General features: G+C 37.2%; 9 protein-coding genes. All 9 read right to left on the reverse strand.

Going from position 1 to position 17,025, the window contains the following annotated elements:
- Positions 1-82: 82 nt before the first annotated feature.
- On the reverse strand, positions 83-2,296 hold the full coding sequence (locus CGC48_RS06530; protein WP_098028932.1) for a glycoside hydrolase family 3 C-terminal domain-containing protein: 2,214 nt from the start codon (positions 2,294-2,296) through the stop codon (positions 83-85).
- A 141-nt stretch (positions 2,297-2,437) separates the two neighbouring features.
- Positions 2,438-3,142: an SGNH/GDSL hydrolase family protein gene (locus tag CGC48_RS06535; RefSeq protein ID WP_098028933.1), complete on the reverse strand. Its 705-nt coding sequence runs from the start codon at positions 3,140-3,142 to the stop codon at positions 2,438-2,440.
- 17 nt (positions 3,143-3,159) lie between these two features.
- Positions 3,160-4,626 (reverse strand): glycoside hydrolase family 30 protein, encoded by a 1,467-nt coding sequence (locus tag CGC48_RS06540; RefSeq protein ID WP_098028934.1) that lies wholly within the window; start codon positions 4,624-4,626, stop codon positions 3,160-3,162.
- A 4-nt stretch (positions 4,627-4,630) separates the two neighbouring features.
- Positions 4,631-6,124, reverse strand: a complete 1,494-nt coding sequence (locus CGC48_RS06545; RefSeq protein ID WP_098028935.1) for a RagB/SusD family nutrient uptake outer membrane protein — start codon at positions 6,122-6,124, stop codon at positions 4,631-4,633.
- A 12-nt stretch (positions 6,125-6,136) separates the two neighbouring features.
- The gene (locus CGC48_RS06550; RefSeq protein ID WP_098028936.1) at positions 6,137-9,106 is read right to left on the reverse strand and encodes a SusC/RagA family TonB-linked outer membrane protein; all 2,970 of its coding nucleotides are present in this window, start codon (positions 9,104-9,106) and stop codon (positions 6,137-6,139) included.
- 290 nt (positions 9,107-9,396) lie between these two features.
- On the reverse strand, positions 9,397-11,022 hold the full coding sequence (locus CGC48_RS06555; protein WP_098028937.1) for a DUF6377 domain-containing protein: 1,626 nt from the start codon (positions 11,020-11,022) through the stop codon (positions 9,397-9,399).
- An 18-nt stretch (positions 11,023-11,040) separates the two neighbouring features.
- Complete coding sequence (locus tag CGC48_RS06560; protein ID WP_098028938.1) at positions 11,041-13,638, reverse strand: DNA gyrase/topoisomerase IV subunit A; 2,598 nt, start codon at positions 13,636-13,638, stop codon at positions 11,041-11,043.
- A 605-nt stretch (positions 13,639-14,243) separates the two neighbouring features.
- Positions 14,244-14,618 (reverse strand): hypothetical protein, encoded by a 375-nt coding sequence (locus tag CGC48_RS06565; protein ID WP_098028939.1) that lies wholly within the window; start codon positions 14,616-14,618, stop codon positions 14,244-14,246.
- Between the two features lie 111 nt (positions 14,619-14,729).
- Positions 14,730-17,009, reverse strand: coding sequence for a GH92 family glycosyl hydrolase (locus CGC48_RS06570; RefSeq protein ID WP_098028940.1), 2,280 nt, complete (start codon positions 17,007-17,009; stop codon positions 14,730-14,732).
- Positions 17,010-17,025: the final 16 nt, after the last annotated feature.

Genomic DNA, 17,025 nt, shown 5'->3' on the forward strand with positions numbered 1-17,025 from the left:
AAGATAACAGAGATTTACGTAAAAAGACAACCCGAAAATAAAAAATCTTCGGGTTGTACAGAAGTTAGAATGCTATAAGAGATTATTGCAGAGAGAAGGTAATTCTTGTTCTGATATCAGTTGATGAACTTCCTATAATGGCTTCAAATTCACCTTTTTCGGCTACCCAATCGTGTTTTTTCTCATCGAAGAAAGAAAGGGCTTCTTTATCGATAGTAACTTTCACTATTCTGCTTTCTCCTGCTTTCAAATACACTTTTTCAAAGCCTTTGAGTTCTTTGTACGGACGCACCACAGATGATTTTACATCGCGAATGTATAATTGAACTACTTCGGCTCCGTCTCTATTTCCTGTGTTTTTCACACTAACAGAGAAAGTTATTTTATCATTGACTGACATTGTTTTTTTGTCGGCAGAAACTTTTCCGTACTCAAATGTGGTGTAGGAAAGTCCGTGTCCGAAAGCAAATAGTGGCTTGATTTTTTTGGTGTCTGCCCAGCGATAACCTACTAAAATTCCTTCGTGGTATGTTTCATTCTCGCCTCCAGGGTATTCGCCCATAGCGTGAGCTCCATTGTCTTGTAATTTCACAGGAAATGTAAAAGGAAGTTTACCAGAAGGATTAACATCACCCGCCAAAATATCTGCTAAGGCATTTCCTGCCTCTGAGCCCAGATACCAATTTTGTACAATTGCCGGAACTTCTTTTACCCAAGGCATTGCCACGGCGTTTCCTGAAATCATCACTACAATCAGATTTTTGTTAGCTTTTGCCAAAGCGCTAATTACGGCATCTTGCCCGTAAGGCAACCCGTAGGATTTGCGGTCATTTCCTTCGCAATCTTGCCCATCGTGTTTGTTTAATCCACCGATGAAAATCACATAATCTGCACTTTTAGCCACATTTACAGCTTCGGCAATCATTTCAGAGGCAGGGCGTTTGTCTGCAATGTTTTGTCCTGCACTAAGTCCGTCTTGGTCTTTGTAATCGTCACTGGCATAGCCTCTTGCAAAAACGACTTCGGCTTCATTTCCGATACGTTTTTTTAGTCCGTCAAAAGGTAAAATTTCGTGAACGGCTTTTAGAGAAGAACTTCCACCACCAACGGTCATCACTTTAATGGCATTTTCGCCAATTACGGCTATTCGTTTTGCTTTTTTCAAATTTAAAGGTAATACATTTCCTTCGTTCTTTAATAAAACGATACCTTCCTGACCAATTTTTCGAGCTACAGCAAAATGCTCAGGAGAGGCAAATGAACCAAACGGACGATTTGGAGCCATATTGGTGCGGAACACCAAACGCAAAATATTTCTAACTTTTTCATTAACAACCTCTTCTTTGATTTCTCCTGATTTTAATTTCTGTAGAAAAGGTTGCGCCAGATAGTAATGGTCGTAGGCGTTAGCTTTGTTTTCGGTAAGCCCGTCTGTCCAAGTACCAAATTCCATATCTAAGCCGTGATGTGCAGCGTGGTCGGTGTTGTTTACAGCTCCCCAATCGGATACTACCGCTCCGTCAAATCCCCATTCATTTCGAAGAATATCAACAAGAAGATATTTATTCTGACTTGCCCACTGGTCTTTGTATTTGTTGTAAGCTCCCATAATTGACCACGTTTTTCCTTCCTGAACAGCAGCTTTGAAGGCAGGAAGATAAATTTCATACAAAGCACGGTCGCTTAGCTTGACGTTCACCGTATGGCGATTGATTTCCTGATTATTAAGAGCGAAGTGTTTTACACAGGCAGCCACGCCGTTGGACTGAACTCCTTGAATATAAGGAACTACCATTTTTGAAGCGAGGTAAGGGTCTTCGCCCATATATTCAAAATTACGTCCGTTTAGTGGTGTACGATAGATGTTTACACCAGGACCTAAAAGCACATTTTTATTTCGGTAACGGGCTTCTTCCCCAATGGCTTTTCCGTAGAGTAAACTCATTTCAGGATTCCACGAAGCAGCAAGGCAGGTTAAGGCAGGGAAAGCTGTACAGGCATCGTTTGTCCAACCCGCTTGATTCCATTCGTCCCAAAGCACTTCGGGGCGAATGCCGTGTGGCCCGTCGGTCATCCAATTCTCAGGGATTCCCAATCGTGGTACCCCTGGGGAACTGAATTTGGATTGTGCGTGACACATCGCCACTTTTTCTTCCAATGTCATTCGTGAAAGAGCATCTTCCACTCGTTTTTCTATAGGTTGTGAATTATCTAAATAAATAGGTGATTTTTCTTGAGCAGAAAGAAATCCTATTGCACAAAAAAGAAAAATCGTTTTTATAGTTATCTTTTTCATTTTGAGAATATTTTAATACATTTTTTGCATACATTTTTCTGCCAGTTCTGCAAGAGAAGAACTTAAAGATAAGTCCTTACTCTTACATCACTGGGACTACTAACCCTAAATTTTACACTAATTATGAAAAAAATTCATTCTTTACTTTATTAAATAAGGCTTAATTACTTCTGTCCAAAGTCGATATCCTTCGGCGTTGAGATGTAATTTGTCTTCTACGAAAATATCTTGTCGTAAATTTCCTTCAGTATCGTACATCACTTTTGTAATATCAATGTAAGTGTAATTTTGCTCTTTAGCATTGGCTTCCAGAAAGCTATTTACTAAAAGTTGGTCTTTGATTTGGTCGGCTTTGTGTTCAGATGGCTTCAATGAAACTACGTAAAGCGATGAATTTGGATAATCTTTTTTGAGTTTTGCGATAAAAATTCGGAATAAGTCGAAACATTTTACTGCTGAAACACCTTCTTTGTGAGATCCTAAGTCATTTTCAACATAAAGCAGAATTTTCTTAGGGTTGTATCCTTTGGCAATCACTTTGTAATTGTAAATCATATCACGAAGCGTAGAACCTCCGTATGAACGACGAATAACTTTCAATGGAGCAAAATCCTCATAGATTGTTTTCCAGAGGTTTATGGAAGAACTTCCCAGAAAAAGTACATCACATTGTTTATTGGGTAAATTTTTGTTTTCTTTTTTGTATTTATCAATGTCGTGTTGATAACGTTTAATCCAAGCAGTTTCATCGGATTGTTTGAAAGGAATTTTTGTTTTGATAGTTGTGGTTTGACTCCAAGAAATGATTGAAATTAAAAACGTTACGATTAAAAATATTTTCTTCATTAGTCTAAATTTTTACTTTAATTATTCCATAAAAAAGATGCTACACTACGTGCTGGAATACTATATTTAAAATGTTTTTTGCCGTCATTTATTGTAATTTCTTCATCGGAAGAAGCTCTATTTAGAAGTACTAAAGCGTAACTTCCGTCAGGATTTTTGAAGCTTGTACTCAAAATGTTTTTGTTATTGGTTTCCGATTGAATACGCACGGCATTGGGTTTTATCACTGATGACAAATGCCCAATAACGTAATAATGTGAGTTTTTAGTGATGGTTTTGTAATCGCTTGATGAAATATCGACCGCTCCGTAGCAAGTTTTACAACCTCCTTCCCGATTGGGAGCACCTTTTTCGTCGAGCATCAAATTCCAGACAATAACGGCTTTTCCCCAATTATTGAGAATTCCGATGCCAATATGCTCCATATCATCTAACAAACGTGCCGATAAATTTCGTCCGTCGTTCCATTCTCCAATAGAAGTTTCGGTGAAAATGAGTTCTTTATCGGGTTGTGCTAAATGTATTTTTTGAAGTTCATCGTAATGCCCTCCATAATTGTGATAGGCAGCTCCTGCAACGTAACTTGATGCTTCCTTGTCGTTATAAATGTGGAGCGGATAATCCTTCTGGTCTGCCATATTGTCGTAGTTGAAGTTATGGTCGAACAGGTAAATCTTTGTCTTGATTCCTTCTTGTTTGAAACGTTTTCCTAATGATTTTTTTATGAAGTCCAACTGTTCTTGCCAACCCATAAATAGTGAAGCAGAATTTCCCCTGTTAAGTGGTTCATTCTGAATGGTAATTGCATCAACTTCAATGCCGTGACTTTTCATTGCTTGAAGCCATTTTACGAAATATAATGCGTAATCATCATAGTGTTTTGGGTTGAGGTGACCGCTAGTCCATTCATAATGCGGTTTTAAATCCTTCAGGTTGTTTACTTTCATCCAACGTGGTGGCGTCCAAGGCGAACCGATGATTTTCACGTTAGGATTTATGGTTAAAATTTCTTTCAGAATAGGGATTATGTATTCTTTCTCTTCGGATTGTAAAGCAAAATTTTCAATTCCTTCTTTGTCGCAAAGGGTGTATTCACTCATTGAGAAGTCGGAGCAACCGATAGAAATTCGTACATAACTTTGTCCTAAACCTTCAGTGGTTGAGAATGTTTCTTTTAAGAAAGTAGTTCTGTCGGAAGGATTCATTTTCAGTAGATTGTAACAAGTTGACCCTGTTATCGCTGACCCAAATCCGTAGATAGACTGATACTTTTCGGAAGGATTTAGCGTAATATCAGCCTTTGTTTGGGCATCATTCATCACCAAATTGATTTCTTCCTTATGAAAACTTTTTTCGCTATTTGCTGTGGTGATTAAAACTGTAACACTTTCATTGTCAGTTTCAGGCGAATTGGACTTTTGGGCAGTACACGAGGTTACTGCCCAAATTCCAAGAACTATATATGATAGAGAAATGCGTGTCATCTGTTTAATATCCAGGATTTTGAGTTAATTTTGGATTAGCTTCAATCTCGGATTGAGGTACAGGATATAACGTAGTTTGTTCTGTGAAAGGCTTCATAGTCAAACGTTTTGGGTCTCGTGAATTAAGAGAATTCATTATTTCAACCACTTTTCCTGAACGTAAAAGATCAAACCAGCGATGTCCTTCGAAAGCCAACTCCAAACGGCGTTCTTTCATAACCGCAGCCATCATTGCATCAGAAGAAGACGTTACATTTGCAGGAAGGCCAGGTAATTTCACTCTGGCACGTACTTGATTTACTAAGGTAGCTGCATCATTTAAGTTTCCTGTAGCAACTAAGGCTTCAGCTTTTAAAAGCAAGATATCAGCTAAGCGTAACTTGATAATACTATTTAAGTTAGAACGAAGTTTATACACAAAAGGATAATTTTCTTTAGGATAGTAATGATCATAAGATACTTCTTCATACACAATAGATTGCGATTTTCGAATAACATCGCCTTCGGAGTCAAAATCAGCAATTAAATCACGTGAAGGAGCTACCCATCTTGCCCAAGAGATTTTATCCTTTGGGTTCAGGTAATTTTTGCCAACAATACCTCCAACCCACATATAAGCTCCTTGGTAGGAAATCTCGAAAATAGATTCAGCAGAATTACGAACTTTTACATCATTTTTAGCTTCATTAAGTTGAAACAAATCAGCATAATCGGGTAATAATGAGAATCCGTTGGCGATAACAGCGTCACAATGAGCGATGGTTTTAGCGTAATCACGAACTGGAATCTCGGCATATACTTTGGCTAAAAGTGCATTGGCTACAGCGCTACTCAACAAAAATTTGTTTGAACTATTGACAGCAGGAGCATTCTGAACGGCTTCTTCTAAGTTTTTGATAATGTCGTTATAAACTTCCTGAACTGAATTTCGTTCACGATAAAGCAATCCATTTACTTCGTCGAAAGAAGCTATTGAAGGTACATTTACGGCAGGTAATAAAGGTACTTCGCCCCAAAGACGAACCATATCATAGTACATCCACGCACGAAGAATCTGAGCTTCGGCTTTCCATTGTTTTCGTTCTAACTCGGTAAGGGAAGTGTCAGGTACCTTATCAACGTTTGCGATGATAATATTTGCACGGGATACAGCTGCTAGATAACCCTTCCAATCTCTTGTTATGTTGCCATTAGAAGCATCTTGTATATTTCGTTCAACGGCTGCTACAGGAAAATCGGTTGACCCTGCGTATGCATTGTCAGAACGTGTTTCAGAATTTACTTCAAAGTCAAGACCCCAAAACTCCTGTCCGTTATTTTTGATGTAAGTGTACATATTGTCATAGGCGGCTTGCATTTCGGTTTTAGTGGTAAAATTGGTTGTCCCAGTATTACCACCTACTGTAACTTGACTGTAGTCGGCAAGAGGATCTTGATCTAAATTGCAAGCAGTAAGTAATATAACTGATGCAAAAAAAGGTGATATATATTTTTTCATTGTAATCAAGTTTTAAAATTCTACATTAAGTCCAAAGATAAAGGTTTTCGTTTGTGGATAAGTTCCCCAATCAATACCGAAAATAGGTTGATTTCCTGTAAATTGGTTTACTTCTGGGTCGAAACCTTTGTAGTTGGTAAAGGTCAACAAGTTCTGTGCTGTGAAATAAGGCTGTATTTTTCGAATACCCAATCTTTCTAAACTTTGCACTGGTACGTTGTAGGAAAGTGTTACGGATTTTACTCGTAAGTATGAGCCATCTTCCACCCAACGTGACGAAGCGAAGATATTATTTGTTCCTCTAACAGCTCGAGGAATATCGGTTATTTGACCAGGTGTTCTCCAACGATTTAGTACTGCTGTCGATTGATTTTTACCATCATACATACCTTCCATTTCAATGCGAGAAGCATTGTAAATATCATTTCCGTAGGAACCTTGTAAAAAGATATTTAAGCTGAAATTTTTGTAAGTAAAATCGTTAGTCAAACCGAAAGTGAAGTCAGGATTTGGGTCACCGATAAATGTTTTGTCATTTGAGTCAACATTGCCATCACCATTAACATCACGATAAACGATATCTCCAGTATCAGGGTTTACACCTTCACTAATGCGTCCCCAAAATTGTCCCAAAGGCATTCCTTCTTGCATTCTTACTACGTACTCATTAGTTCTTTCAGAAGTTCGAGCGTAATAATATACTTTCTGAAGTGTTAGTTTTTCCAATTTATTTCTGTTGAAAGAAATATTGAAAGAAGTGTTCCAATTGAAGTCCTCACCTACAAAATTTCGACTATTGATGCCAAATTCAAGTCCTTTGTTAGTCATTTCACCTTCGTTTCTGTACACAAACGGATAAGGTGAAGTTGCAGGAAGCGGTACATTCATTAACAAATCGGTAGTTCTTTTCAAATATGCATCGGCAGTTAAAGCAAGACGATTGTTAAACAATGCGATATCAATTCCGATGTTACTTTGCGTAGTAGTTTCCCAAGTTAAGTCAGGGTTTGAAAAGCTTGTAGGGCTTATTGTTACAAGAGCGTTCGTATTGTTGCTGTCCCACCAGTCTTTTCGAGTGATACTATATAGCAATAAGTGTCCGTAAGGTCCGATACCTGCTTGGTTACCTACCTGACCCCAACCTCCACGGATTTTTAAATCAGAAAGCCAAGCCACATCGTTCAAGAAATTTTCTTTAGAAAGTCTCCAACCTACTGAAATTGAAGGGAAGTAACCCCAGCGTTTGCCTGGTGCTAATTTTGAAGAGCCATCGGCACGGAAATTAGCCGTCAACAAATATTTTCCGTCATAGTTGTAAGAAATTCTTCCTAAATACGACATCATTGTCCATTGTGAAGCATACGTTTTTGTACTATTGGGGTCAATTTTATTGGCAGCATTCAAGGTTTTGATATCTGAAGAAGCATAATGAGAACCTCTTATTTCACTTTCGTCATATTTTGAAGTTGTTCCAGAGGTACCTGCCAATAATGATAATGAATGTTTTCCGAAATTTTTGTCAAAAGTTAGAAGATTATCAAAAGTTAGTAACGTCACGTTTGAACGAACATCAGAAGCACTTCCGAAGTTTTGACGTCCCCAAGCTGTTGCCTCTGGGTCAAGCCAACTCGTGTGCTTGTGAGCTAATCTATCAATAGCAAAAGTTGATTTGAACTTCAGTGCATCTGTAAAATGAATTGTAGCTGAACCACTGCCAACAAAACGATTGTTGTTGGTTGAATTGTCTGCATTACGAGAAATATTCTCAACTGGATGGGTGATATTTACTCCATAAAAATTGTTATAATATTGCTTCGGATTATCACTCCAAATAGGAGCATACGTTGGAGTATTTATAACAGAAAGCACTACGCCCGCACGGTTTGAGCCTTGCCCAGAGATAATATTATTCGATGAATAGTCAGAGTAGGAGATGTTAGCTCCTAATGTAAGCCATTTTTTGGTTTTGTTTTCTAAATTCAAACGAACATTGTATCTCTCGAAGAACGAACTGCGGATAATTCCGTCATCTTTAGTGTAACCTGCTGAAAGGTAGTAATTCGTTCTTTCGTTAGCGTCCGAAACTGAAACTTGATAATTACGGTTGAATCCAGTTCTGTACGTCTCTTTGTGCCAGTCAGTTACATCAGTAAGTCCATCTGGAATAGTTGCTGCTTTTGTTTCATCCATCAACTCTTTGTATTGAGCATAATTAAGAGATTCAATCTTATTAGCAATGTTCGACATACCAATATAAGAATTGATTGACACTTTCGCCTCTCCCTGTTTTCCTTGCTTTGTTGTAATAAGCACTACACCGTTAGCTGCACGTGAACCATAGATAGCTGATGATGAGGCATCTTTCAAGATTTGCATATCCTGAATATCGGTAGGGGCAATATTGTTGATATCCTGTACAGGAACGCCATCTACCACATAAAGTGGGTCGTTTGAAGCACTAATAGAAGTGTTTCCACGAATGCGAACCGATAATCCCGCACCTGGAGCCCCATTAGGCTGAACCACCTGAACCCCAGCAGCTCGTCCTTGAATGGCTTGTGCAGCCGATGTTACAGGACGCTGGTCGATGTCCTTTGTGCTTACAGAAGTGATAGCTGTGGTTACGTCACCTTTTTTCTGAGTACCATAACCAACAACAATAACTTCATCTATTTCTTGCATTTCCTCACTCATTTTTACGTTAACTACCGTTCCCGTTACTCGTACATCAATAGTTTTGAAACCTACGTAAGAAAATTCTAGTATAGCACCCTGAGGGACATCTTTCAGTTCATATTTTCCGTCAAAATCAGTTGAAATACCTTTTGTAGTTCCTTTTATGATTACAGAAACTCCAGGAAGAGGTACTCCTGAGTCATCTTTTACCGTTCCTGTTACCTGACTGTAGTTTTGTGCTTGAAGTGAAATTACAATACTAAATAACAAAACGAAACTCAATACGTATTTTTTTAGTACTTCCATAAATAATAAAATTAGTTATTAATCTTCATTTACCTAAAAAGGTATATTCCCTTTTTCAACTTCAAAGTTATTATAAAAAATGGTATGAAATTTTTCTGTAATATAAAAGTACTAATTGGAAAAAATATTTATTTGATTATTAGTTTTTTAAGGTTTTGAAGTGATAAAAAAAAGTACTTAAATATGAGCAAAAAAACAAGTCGAAAGATAATTTCTTTCGACTTGTTTCGATTGTTTTCGATTCTTTTTTGGTAAATTTTATTCTTTCAGTAAGAGTTTGAAAAACGAAATTATTTCACGTTCCATTGCCCAATGGTTTTCACTTTTTCTTCAAATTCATCGCGTTCCCCCTTGGCTTTGTTTCGTACTTTGGTGCGGTAGTTGTAGACAGTCCGTAACGAGTAACGCAAAAATTCGGCTATTTTGTTGCTGTCAGTAATTCCTAAACGAATTAGTGCAAAAATTCGTAATTCAGTATTTAGCAATTCGCCTTTTTTGGGGACTATTTTTTCATCATCTAAGAGCAGATTGTTAAACTCATCAACAAAATTGGGATATATACTTAGGAAAATTGTATCCAAGTTTTTATACAACTCTTCTATTTCTTTTTCTTCTACCGTATTTGATTTCAGTAGTTTTAGTAGTTCGTCAAACTGATTTCGATTTGCTTTTTTGTATAGGAATTTTCGATAATTCTCAATTTTATCAATATAAGCCGAACACAAACTGAAAAAATGAGCAATATATTGTTCCTTGATGTGATTTACTTCTTGCAAATTTTGATTCATTTCCAAAAGGTCAGTGTTAAGTTTTGCAAGTTGTTCGTTGCTGTAATGGAGTTCTTTACGTATTTTTATCAGTTTTTTTACTTGTTTGTAAACATATCCTAAGGCGACGACTAAAGCTATGGATAAAATACTGATTAGAAGTAAATATTTCTGTAGTGTTTTTTTTTGTTTTTCTTCTTTTTGTTGGTACGCAGTGTTAATAATGGTGTAAAATGAAGTCCCTTCTTCGGCTCTGTGACGTACATTACAGAAAATTGCATCTTCTATCGCCATTTTTATGAATAAATATGCCATATCAAGGTTACCTGTTTCATAATGAGTTAGAGCAAGACTTTGCAAGGAAGCATTGTTTTTGATTGTATTTTGAATATCCGTAATGGCAGAAATCGAAAAATAAGCCTCTTGCATATCAATATTGCCTCTTTCTTGATGAATTTTGCCTAAAAAGTATGCAATTAAAGCTCTCTCTGGATTTTTATCGGTGGTTTTTGGTAATAAATTTAGAAATTGGCTCTCCGAAAGTTCTTTTTTCTGAGTATAAAAGTTTTTAATAGCACTTTCTATCTCGAATTCGATACTTTGAGATGGAAGATGGAGTAAAAGTGAATCGCGATATCGGTCACTTTGGTTGAAATAATCAATGTTGTTGGTGCTTTGCCCATAATGGCTATAAAAGGAGTAATACGAATCGTAGTATTCACATAACATTTTCTGATTCAAAACCGATTTATCGATAGATTTTAACAAATCCAACGCTTCAACGTACATTCCTTTGATAGAGAAAAGCCTCGAAAGAAGAATATTTACCTCATTCTTTAAAACAGGTTCGTTGAGTGTTGTTGCGATTTTCTTATTTTTAAGAAGATAAGTTACAGCTGAATCTACTTTGTATTTCTGATATTCCTCATAGAGCTTCAAATGAATGTGATAAATCTCGGAAGTAGGTAAACTTTTGTCTGATAATAATTCTTTTAGGGAATTAATTTTTACTTCTTTCCTGTTTGTGTATATTTTGCTGTTTTCTATGGTGTTAGACAGATGTTCTACAATAGAATCTTTGTTTTGTTGTGCAAAAAAATTATAACAACAAAAAGTCATAAAGAAAATTAGCAAAATATGTTTTTTCATATGTATCTCTATAAAAAATTAAAATTCTAACTCTGTTTGACCATTGTTTTCATCATTATCCTCTATAATTTCATCATCACCCAAATCTTCTTCAGTAATTTCTACATCATCTTGTTCTTCATACGGAAGAGACTCTAAGCTGATGATTTCCTTTGCTTTGTCGGTAGTGAGTTGGTTTCCAAGTGCTTTTATTCCTTTTATGGCGATAAATTCTTCTAAATTCACCAATATGTTTTCTTTCTCAGGCTTTCCTCGTTCTTTAGTGAGAATTACTTCCGCCATTGGTCGCCAATCGGAAGAAATGAACAACAAATGTGATTTTGGATGTTCTGTGATGATTAGTTCCTCTTTATTCTCATTTTCAATTAGAAAACGTTTTACAAAGCAACGTTCTTTTTCGCCATCGTAATAAATTGCAGAAATGGGTTTTTCAGGAATCCATTTTTCCATAATCAAAATGTTATCATCGAAATGCAAACTTAGGTCAGGGATAACTGTTTTGATATTGCCTTCTTTTGTTGCCAGAAGTAATCGGTCACTACCTTTGAAAGCTCCGAGAAGTTTCCCTCTTTCTTCTGTATTTAAGCGTTTTACAATGTCGTCAAACCAAATTTTTCGGGGTTTTAGTGTGGAAACGCCTTTTTCTTTTAGTTCAACACGTTTGATTGGATATTTCGAAACAAGATTTCCTTTTACGCCACGCCCCTTTATGAGTGTGTCGGCAAAATTAATATCCCATCTCAGTTTACGAACGCTACCTACCTGACGCAAATTTATGGTTACAATTTCTGCTTCTCCGTTCGGATTTGCACTGAAATATAGTATTTTAGAATTTTTGTGGTTTGGAATAAGTTCGTATTCTTTGTCGCGAATAACGCCCGTTACGCTAAAACGTTTGATATACGAAAATCCAGTTTGTCCATCTTTGTAAATAAGATTGTAGATGGTGCGTTTGTCATCTTTTTTGAAAACAGCAGCGTGAATGATATTTTTTTCAACATAAGTTTTGTCACTTACTTTCACCACTTTCATTATTCCGTTTTCGGCAAAAACAATTACATCATCAATATCGCTGCAATCGCCTATGTAATCATCTTTTTTGAGTGATGTTCCTACAAAACCTTCTGCTTTATTGACGTATAATTTTATATTTCTGACAACTACTTTGGTCGCTTCAATATTATCAAACGGACGGATTTCAGTTTTGCGTTCTTTTCCTTTTCCGTAAGTTTCTTTCAGGCGTTTGAAGTGATTAATTGCATAATCAATAAGATTTGCCAAATGGTTCTTAATTTCTTCAATATCAGCTTCGATTTTTAGCATATTTTCATCTGCTTTGAAGGTATCGAATTTGGTGATACGAATCATTGGGATTTGTGTGAGTCGTTGCAGATGCTCGTTTGTTATTTCTTTGATTAGCTGCTCTTTAAAAGGCTCAAAACGATTGCGTAGATACTGATAAAGCGCCTCTCTTTCAGAATATAACTTAAAGTCGATGTACATTTCTTCTCGGATAAATATCTTTTCTAAAGAAGAAAAATGCCATTGTTCTTCGAGTTCGCGTAATTCTACCTCTAATTCTTTTTTTAATAGTTGAACCGTGTTATCGGTAGAGCGTCGCAGTATTTCTGAAATCGTTAAAAAATGAGGTTTATTGTCCTGAATTACACACGCAAGTGGAGAGATTGATGTTTCACAGGCAGTAAAGGCATAGAGTGCATCAATGGTTTTGTCGGGCGAAATTCCAGGGGGCAGATGAATAATAATATCCACATTTTTAGCCGTGTTGTCATCAATTTTTTTGACTTTTATCTTTCCTTTGTCATTGGCTTTTAAGATAGATTCAATGAGTGAACCTGTGGTAGTTGAAAAAGGAATTTCGGTGATGCGGAGCGTACTTTTGTCTACTTGTGAAATTTTTGCTCGTACCCTAACACGTCCGCCACGTTGCCCGTCATTGTAATTGCTTACGTCCATAATTCCTGCTGTTGGGAAATCAGGATAAAGCTCAAAAGGCTGATTTTTCAAATATGAAATGGAAGCATCAATAAGCTCCAAAAAATTGTGTGGTAATATTTTAGTAGACAGACCTACTGCAATTCCTTCTGTACCTTGTGCTAAAAGCAAAGGAAACTTTACAGGCAGATTCACAGGCTCTTTTTCCCTTCCGTCATAACTTACTTGCCACTCGGTTACTTTCGGACTAAAAACGACATCTAATGCGAATTTGGAAAGCCTCGCTTCTATGTAACGTGAAGCGGCGGCGGCATCTCCCGTAAGTATGTTTCCCCAAGCTCCTTGCGTATCAATGAGTAACTCTTTTTGTCCGAGTTGTACCAACGCGTCGGAAATACTGGAATCTCCGTGTGGGTGAAATTGCATTGTATGACCTACAATCTTGGCAACCTTATCCAAATGTCCTTTGTACAACTCCCTCATAGAGTGCATAATCCGACGTTGTACAGGTTTGAATCCGTCTTCAATGGCAGGTACAGCACGTTCCAAAATAACGTAGGAGGCATAGTCCAAAAACCAATTTTGGTACATTCCTGTAATTTTGATGATGCTTTCGCCTGATTGTTGCAAACTTTGCGGTGTGTTTTCTTCGACTGACATAAGGTAAGGATTTTGATAGTTTGCAAATATATAGAAAAATTAGTAAATCTCAGAAAGTTGATTTTTGTTTTCAGTCTGAGCAAAACATCTGTAAGAAGTTAAAAGTTAGTACGTTTCTTTAGTCATTACTATTAACAAATATTTCTACATATGAAGCGAAAGTTTTATTTTAAGTATCCCAACTCAACCCATCGTGAATGTTAGGTGTTTGCAGTCATTAGAGAAAAATCATTTAGTTATTAACTCCTTTGTAATAATTTGACCAAAATCTATTTAGTCATTACTTCTTTTACGATAATTGAAATAAAAAGTGTTTAGTTATTTGTTCCTTTATAGTAATTTGAGAAAAAATCATTTAGTCATTGGTTCAGTAATAACGATTAAAATAAAAAGCATTTAGTTATTAGTTTCTTTATGGTGATTTGGTTAAAAATTATTTAATCACGGTTTTCATTGTGTAAAATTTTTACCAGATGTCAGGCTGAGCGAAGTCGAAACCTTAATTTATGAGGTTTCGTTCACATACTCGCTTTCGCGACTTCGCTTAGCCTAACACAATCACTTATTTTCTCCGTGTGGTATTTTTTAAATCTATTCTTGATCTTTTATTCCTGTAAATATTCATCAGACCAATTTTTGAGTCTTTCAAAAGGTAAGAAACTCAACTTTGAGATTAAATATTTTGCCATTAGCTTTTGTGCCATATTCTCGCTAACTCCTCTGTTTGATAATTTAAAAAATCCTTCATCTTCCCAAAAGATATTCCTTTTAGCAAACTTTACATAAGGTATAAATTTATTTTCTTCATCCGTAAACCCACAGATGTTAATGGATACAACACCATATTTGTACAAAAAGTCATCAAAAAAACTATAGTAGCTTGTGAAAATACTTTTTCTATACTCTTCTTTTATATGTGTTTTAACAATTGAATTGTTCTCATTCAAAAAATTTCGTATTTCTGATTCAAAAATTTTCATAGTGTTCAATTTCACTGATTAAAAAAATAATTTCTAATTGTTTAATACAATTGTAATGATTTAAAAAAATATAAAAAGGGCGAAAAAATTTTTTCGCCCTTATATTATAAATTATTTGCCTGTCGGTGCTGACCCCATTATGAATTTCAACTCTCCGCCGTTTTTAAGTTCTTCGTCAGTGATAAAAGTGCGGTCGAGCGGTTTGCCGTTAAGCGTTGCCGACTGAATGTACATATTTTCCGCAGACACATTTTCAGCAATGATGGTAAAGGTTTTTCCGTTAGGCAGATTGATTTTCGCTTTCGGGAACAACGGACGCCCAATTTCGTACTCACCCGAAACAGGATTCATCGGATACAAACCAATGGAACTCCACACATACCAAGCCGACATTTGTCCGCAATCCTCATTTCCTGAATATCCGTTCGGCGTGGTGTTGTATTGCGTTTTCAAAATTTCATTTACCCAATATTGTGTGCGATGTGGTTTCCCTGCTTTGTTAAACAGATACGCAATATGGTGGCTCGGTTCGTTGCCGTGAGCGTACTGCCCAATCAGTCCCGTAATGTCCGCCGAAACGTTATCGCCTGTAATTTCAGAACTTTCGGTAAATAGTTTTTCCAAATGCGTTGTGAATTTCTCTTTTCCACCGAAAGCCTCAATAAGTCCTTGCGGATTTTGCGGAACAAACCACGAGTGTTGCCAAGCATTTCCTTCGGTGTAGTCGGTAGCTTCGCGGTGGTTGGAGTGTTTCGGGTCGAAGGGCTCACGCCATTTACCACTTGCCGATTTGCCTCGCATAAAGCCCGTTGTGGGGTCAAACAGATGTTTGTACGCCTCACTTCGTTTCATAAAGAACTCGTAATCATCGGTTTTTCCTAAGGCTTTTGCCATTTGTGCCACACACCAATCATCGTAAGCATATTCCAACGTAATGGTTACCGATTCGTCCCATTTGTCGTACGGAATGTAGCCGTATTGCTTGTAGAATTTCAGTCCGCGTTCGTCTCCCATCATCGTTTTTTTCATCATTTCGAAGGCTTTTTCGGCATCGAACGAACGAACGCCTTTCAAATACGCCTCAACAATCACAGGGATAGAATGATAGCCCGTCATACAATCGGTTTCGTTGCCGTAGAGCGTCCAAACGGGAAGTTTATTGATAACGTCGGAATACGCTAACATTGAGCTAATAATATCCGAAGATTTTTTAGGTTGAAGCAAAGTAATTAGCGGATTTTCAGCACGGAATGTGTCCCACAATGACAAGGTAGAATAGGCTGTAAAATCTTTGGTGGTGTAAATTTCATCATTCTGCTGACGGAATTGTCCGTTCTTGTCAGAAAACGTCACGGGAGCTACCTGCGTGTGATACAAAGCCGTGTAGAAAATCGTTTTAAGCGAATCGACAGGCGTTTCAATTTCGATAGAAGAAAGATGTTTTTCCCAAGTGTCGTGAGCTTTTTGGCGTACTTCGGCAAAGGTGCGTTTGTCGTACAAATCCAAATTCGCCAACGCATTCTCTTCACTTACAGAAGAAACCGCTACACGCACCACCAATTCCTCCCCTGTGGAATTATCAAAGAAGAATTGCCCTGATGAGATTTGTTTTCCACTGCTTTGAAGTTGTAAATCTTTAATAGGTTTAGAAAATGCAATAGCGAAGAACACTTTTTGATTTTTCGCCCAACCTGTACTGAATCGATGTCCTGTGATGATGTTTCCGTCGTTTTGTCCGTCCAACTTTCGATTGGATTGTTGGATAAACATTTCCGTAGGGCTATCCCAATTGATGGCAAATCCTAAATTCAAAATCACGGATTGTGTATCGCCTTTTTGGTAGGTATATTTGTGGTAAGCAACATATTGGTCTGCTGTAAGTTCTGCATTTACTTTGGGGTCTTCAAGGAAAACTTGATAGTAACCAGGTTCCGCTTTTTCGTTTTGGTGCGAGTAACGTGACTTGTACGTGACTTGATTGCGGAAGTCCAAAGCAGCTTTCGGATATTGGTCTTTTTTTCCAGTAGAAAGCTGTGATAAATCGTACTCTTTATTGACAGGCATCAGCAAAATATCGTTCAAGTCACCGATACCTGTTCCACTGAGCGACAAATGTCCAAAACCGATGAGCAACGTATCGCTGTGGTGGTAACCCGAACACCAATCCCAACCGCTGATGCCGTTCACGGGACTTACTTGCAACATTCCGAACGGAACGGTAGCTCCGGGGTAGGTATGCCCGTGTCCGCCCGTACCGATGAAAGGGTCAACGTACGTGGTGAGTGGTTTGACTTCAGGCTGCTCAGTTTCCTGATTTTTTGCTACTTCATTTTTACAAGAAGCTAAAAGTAAAATGCTTAACGCTGTAAAAGTAGTGTATTTTAATTTCATTTTTATTGATTTGTTA

Source organism: Capnocytophaga cynodegmi (genome assembly GCF_002302475.1).
Lineage (GTDB): Bacteria > Bacteroidota > Bacteroidia > Flavobacteriales > Flavobacteriaceae > Capnocytophaga > Capnocytophaga cynodegmi.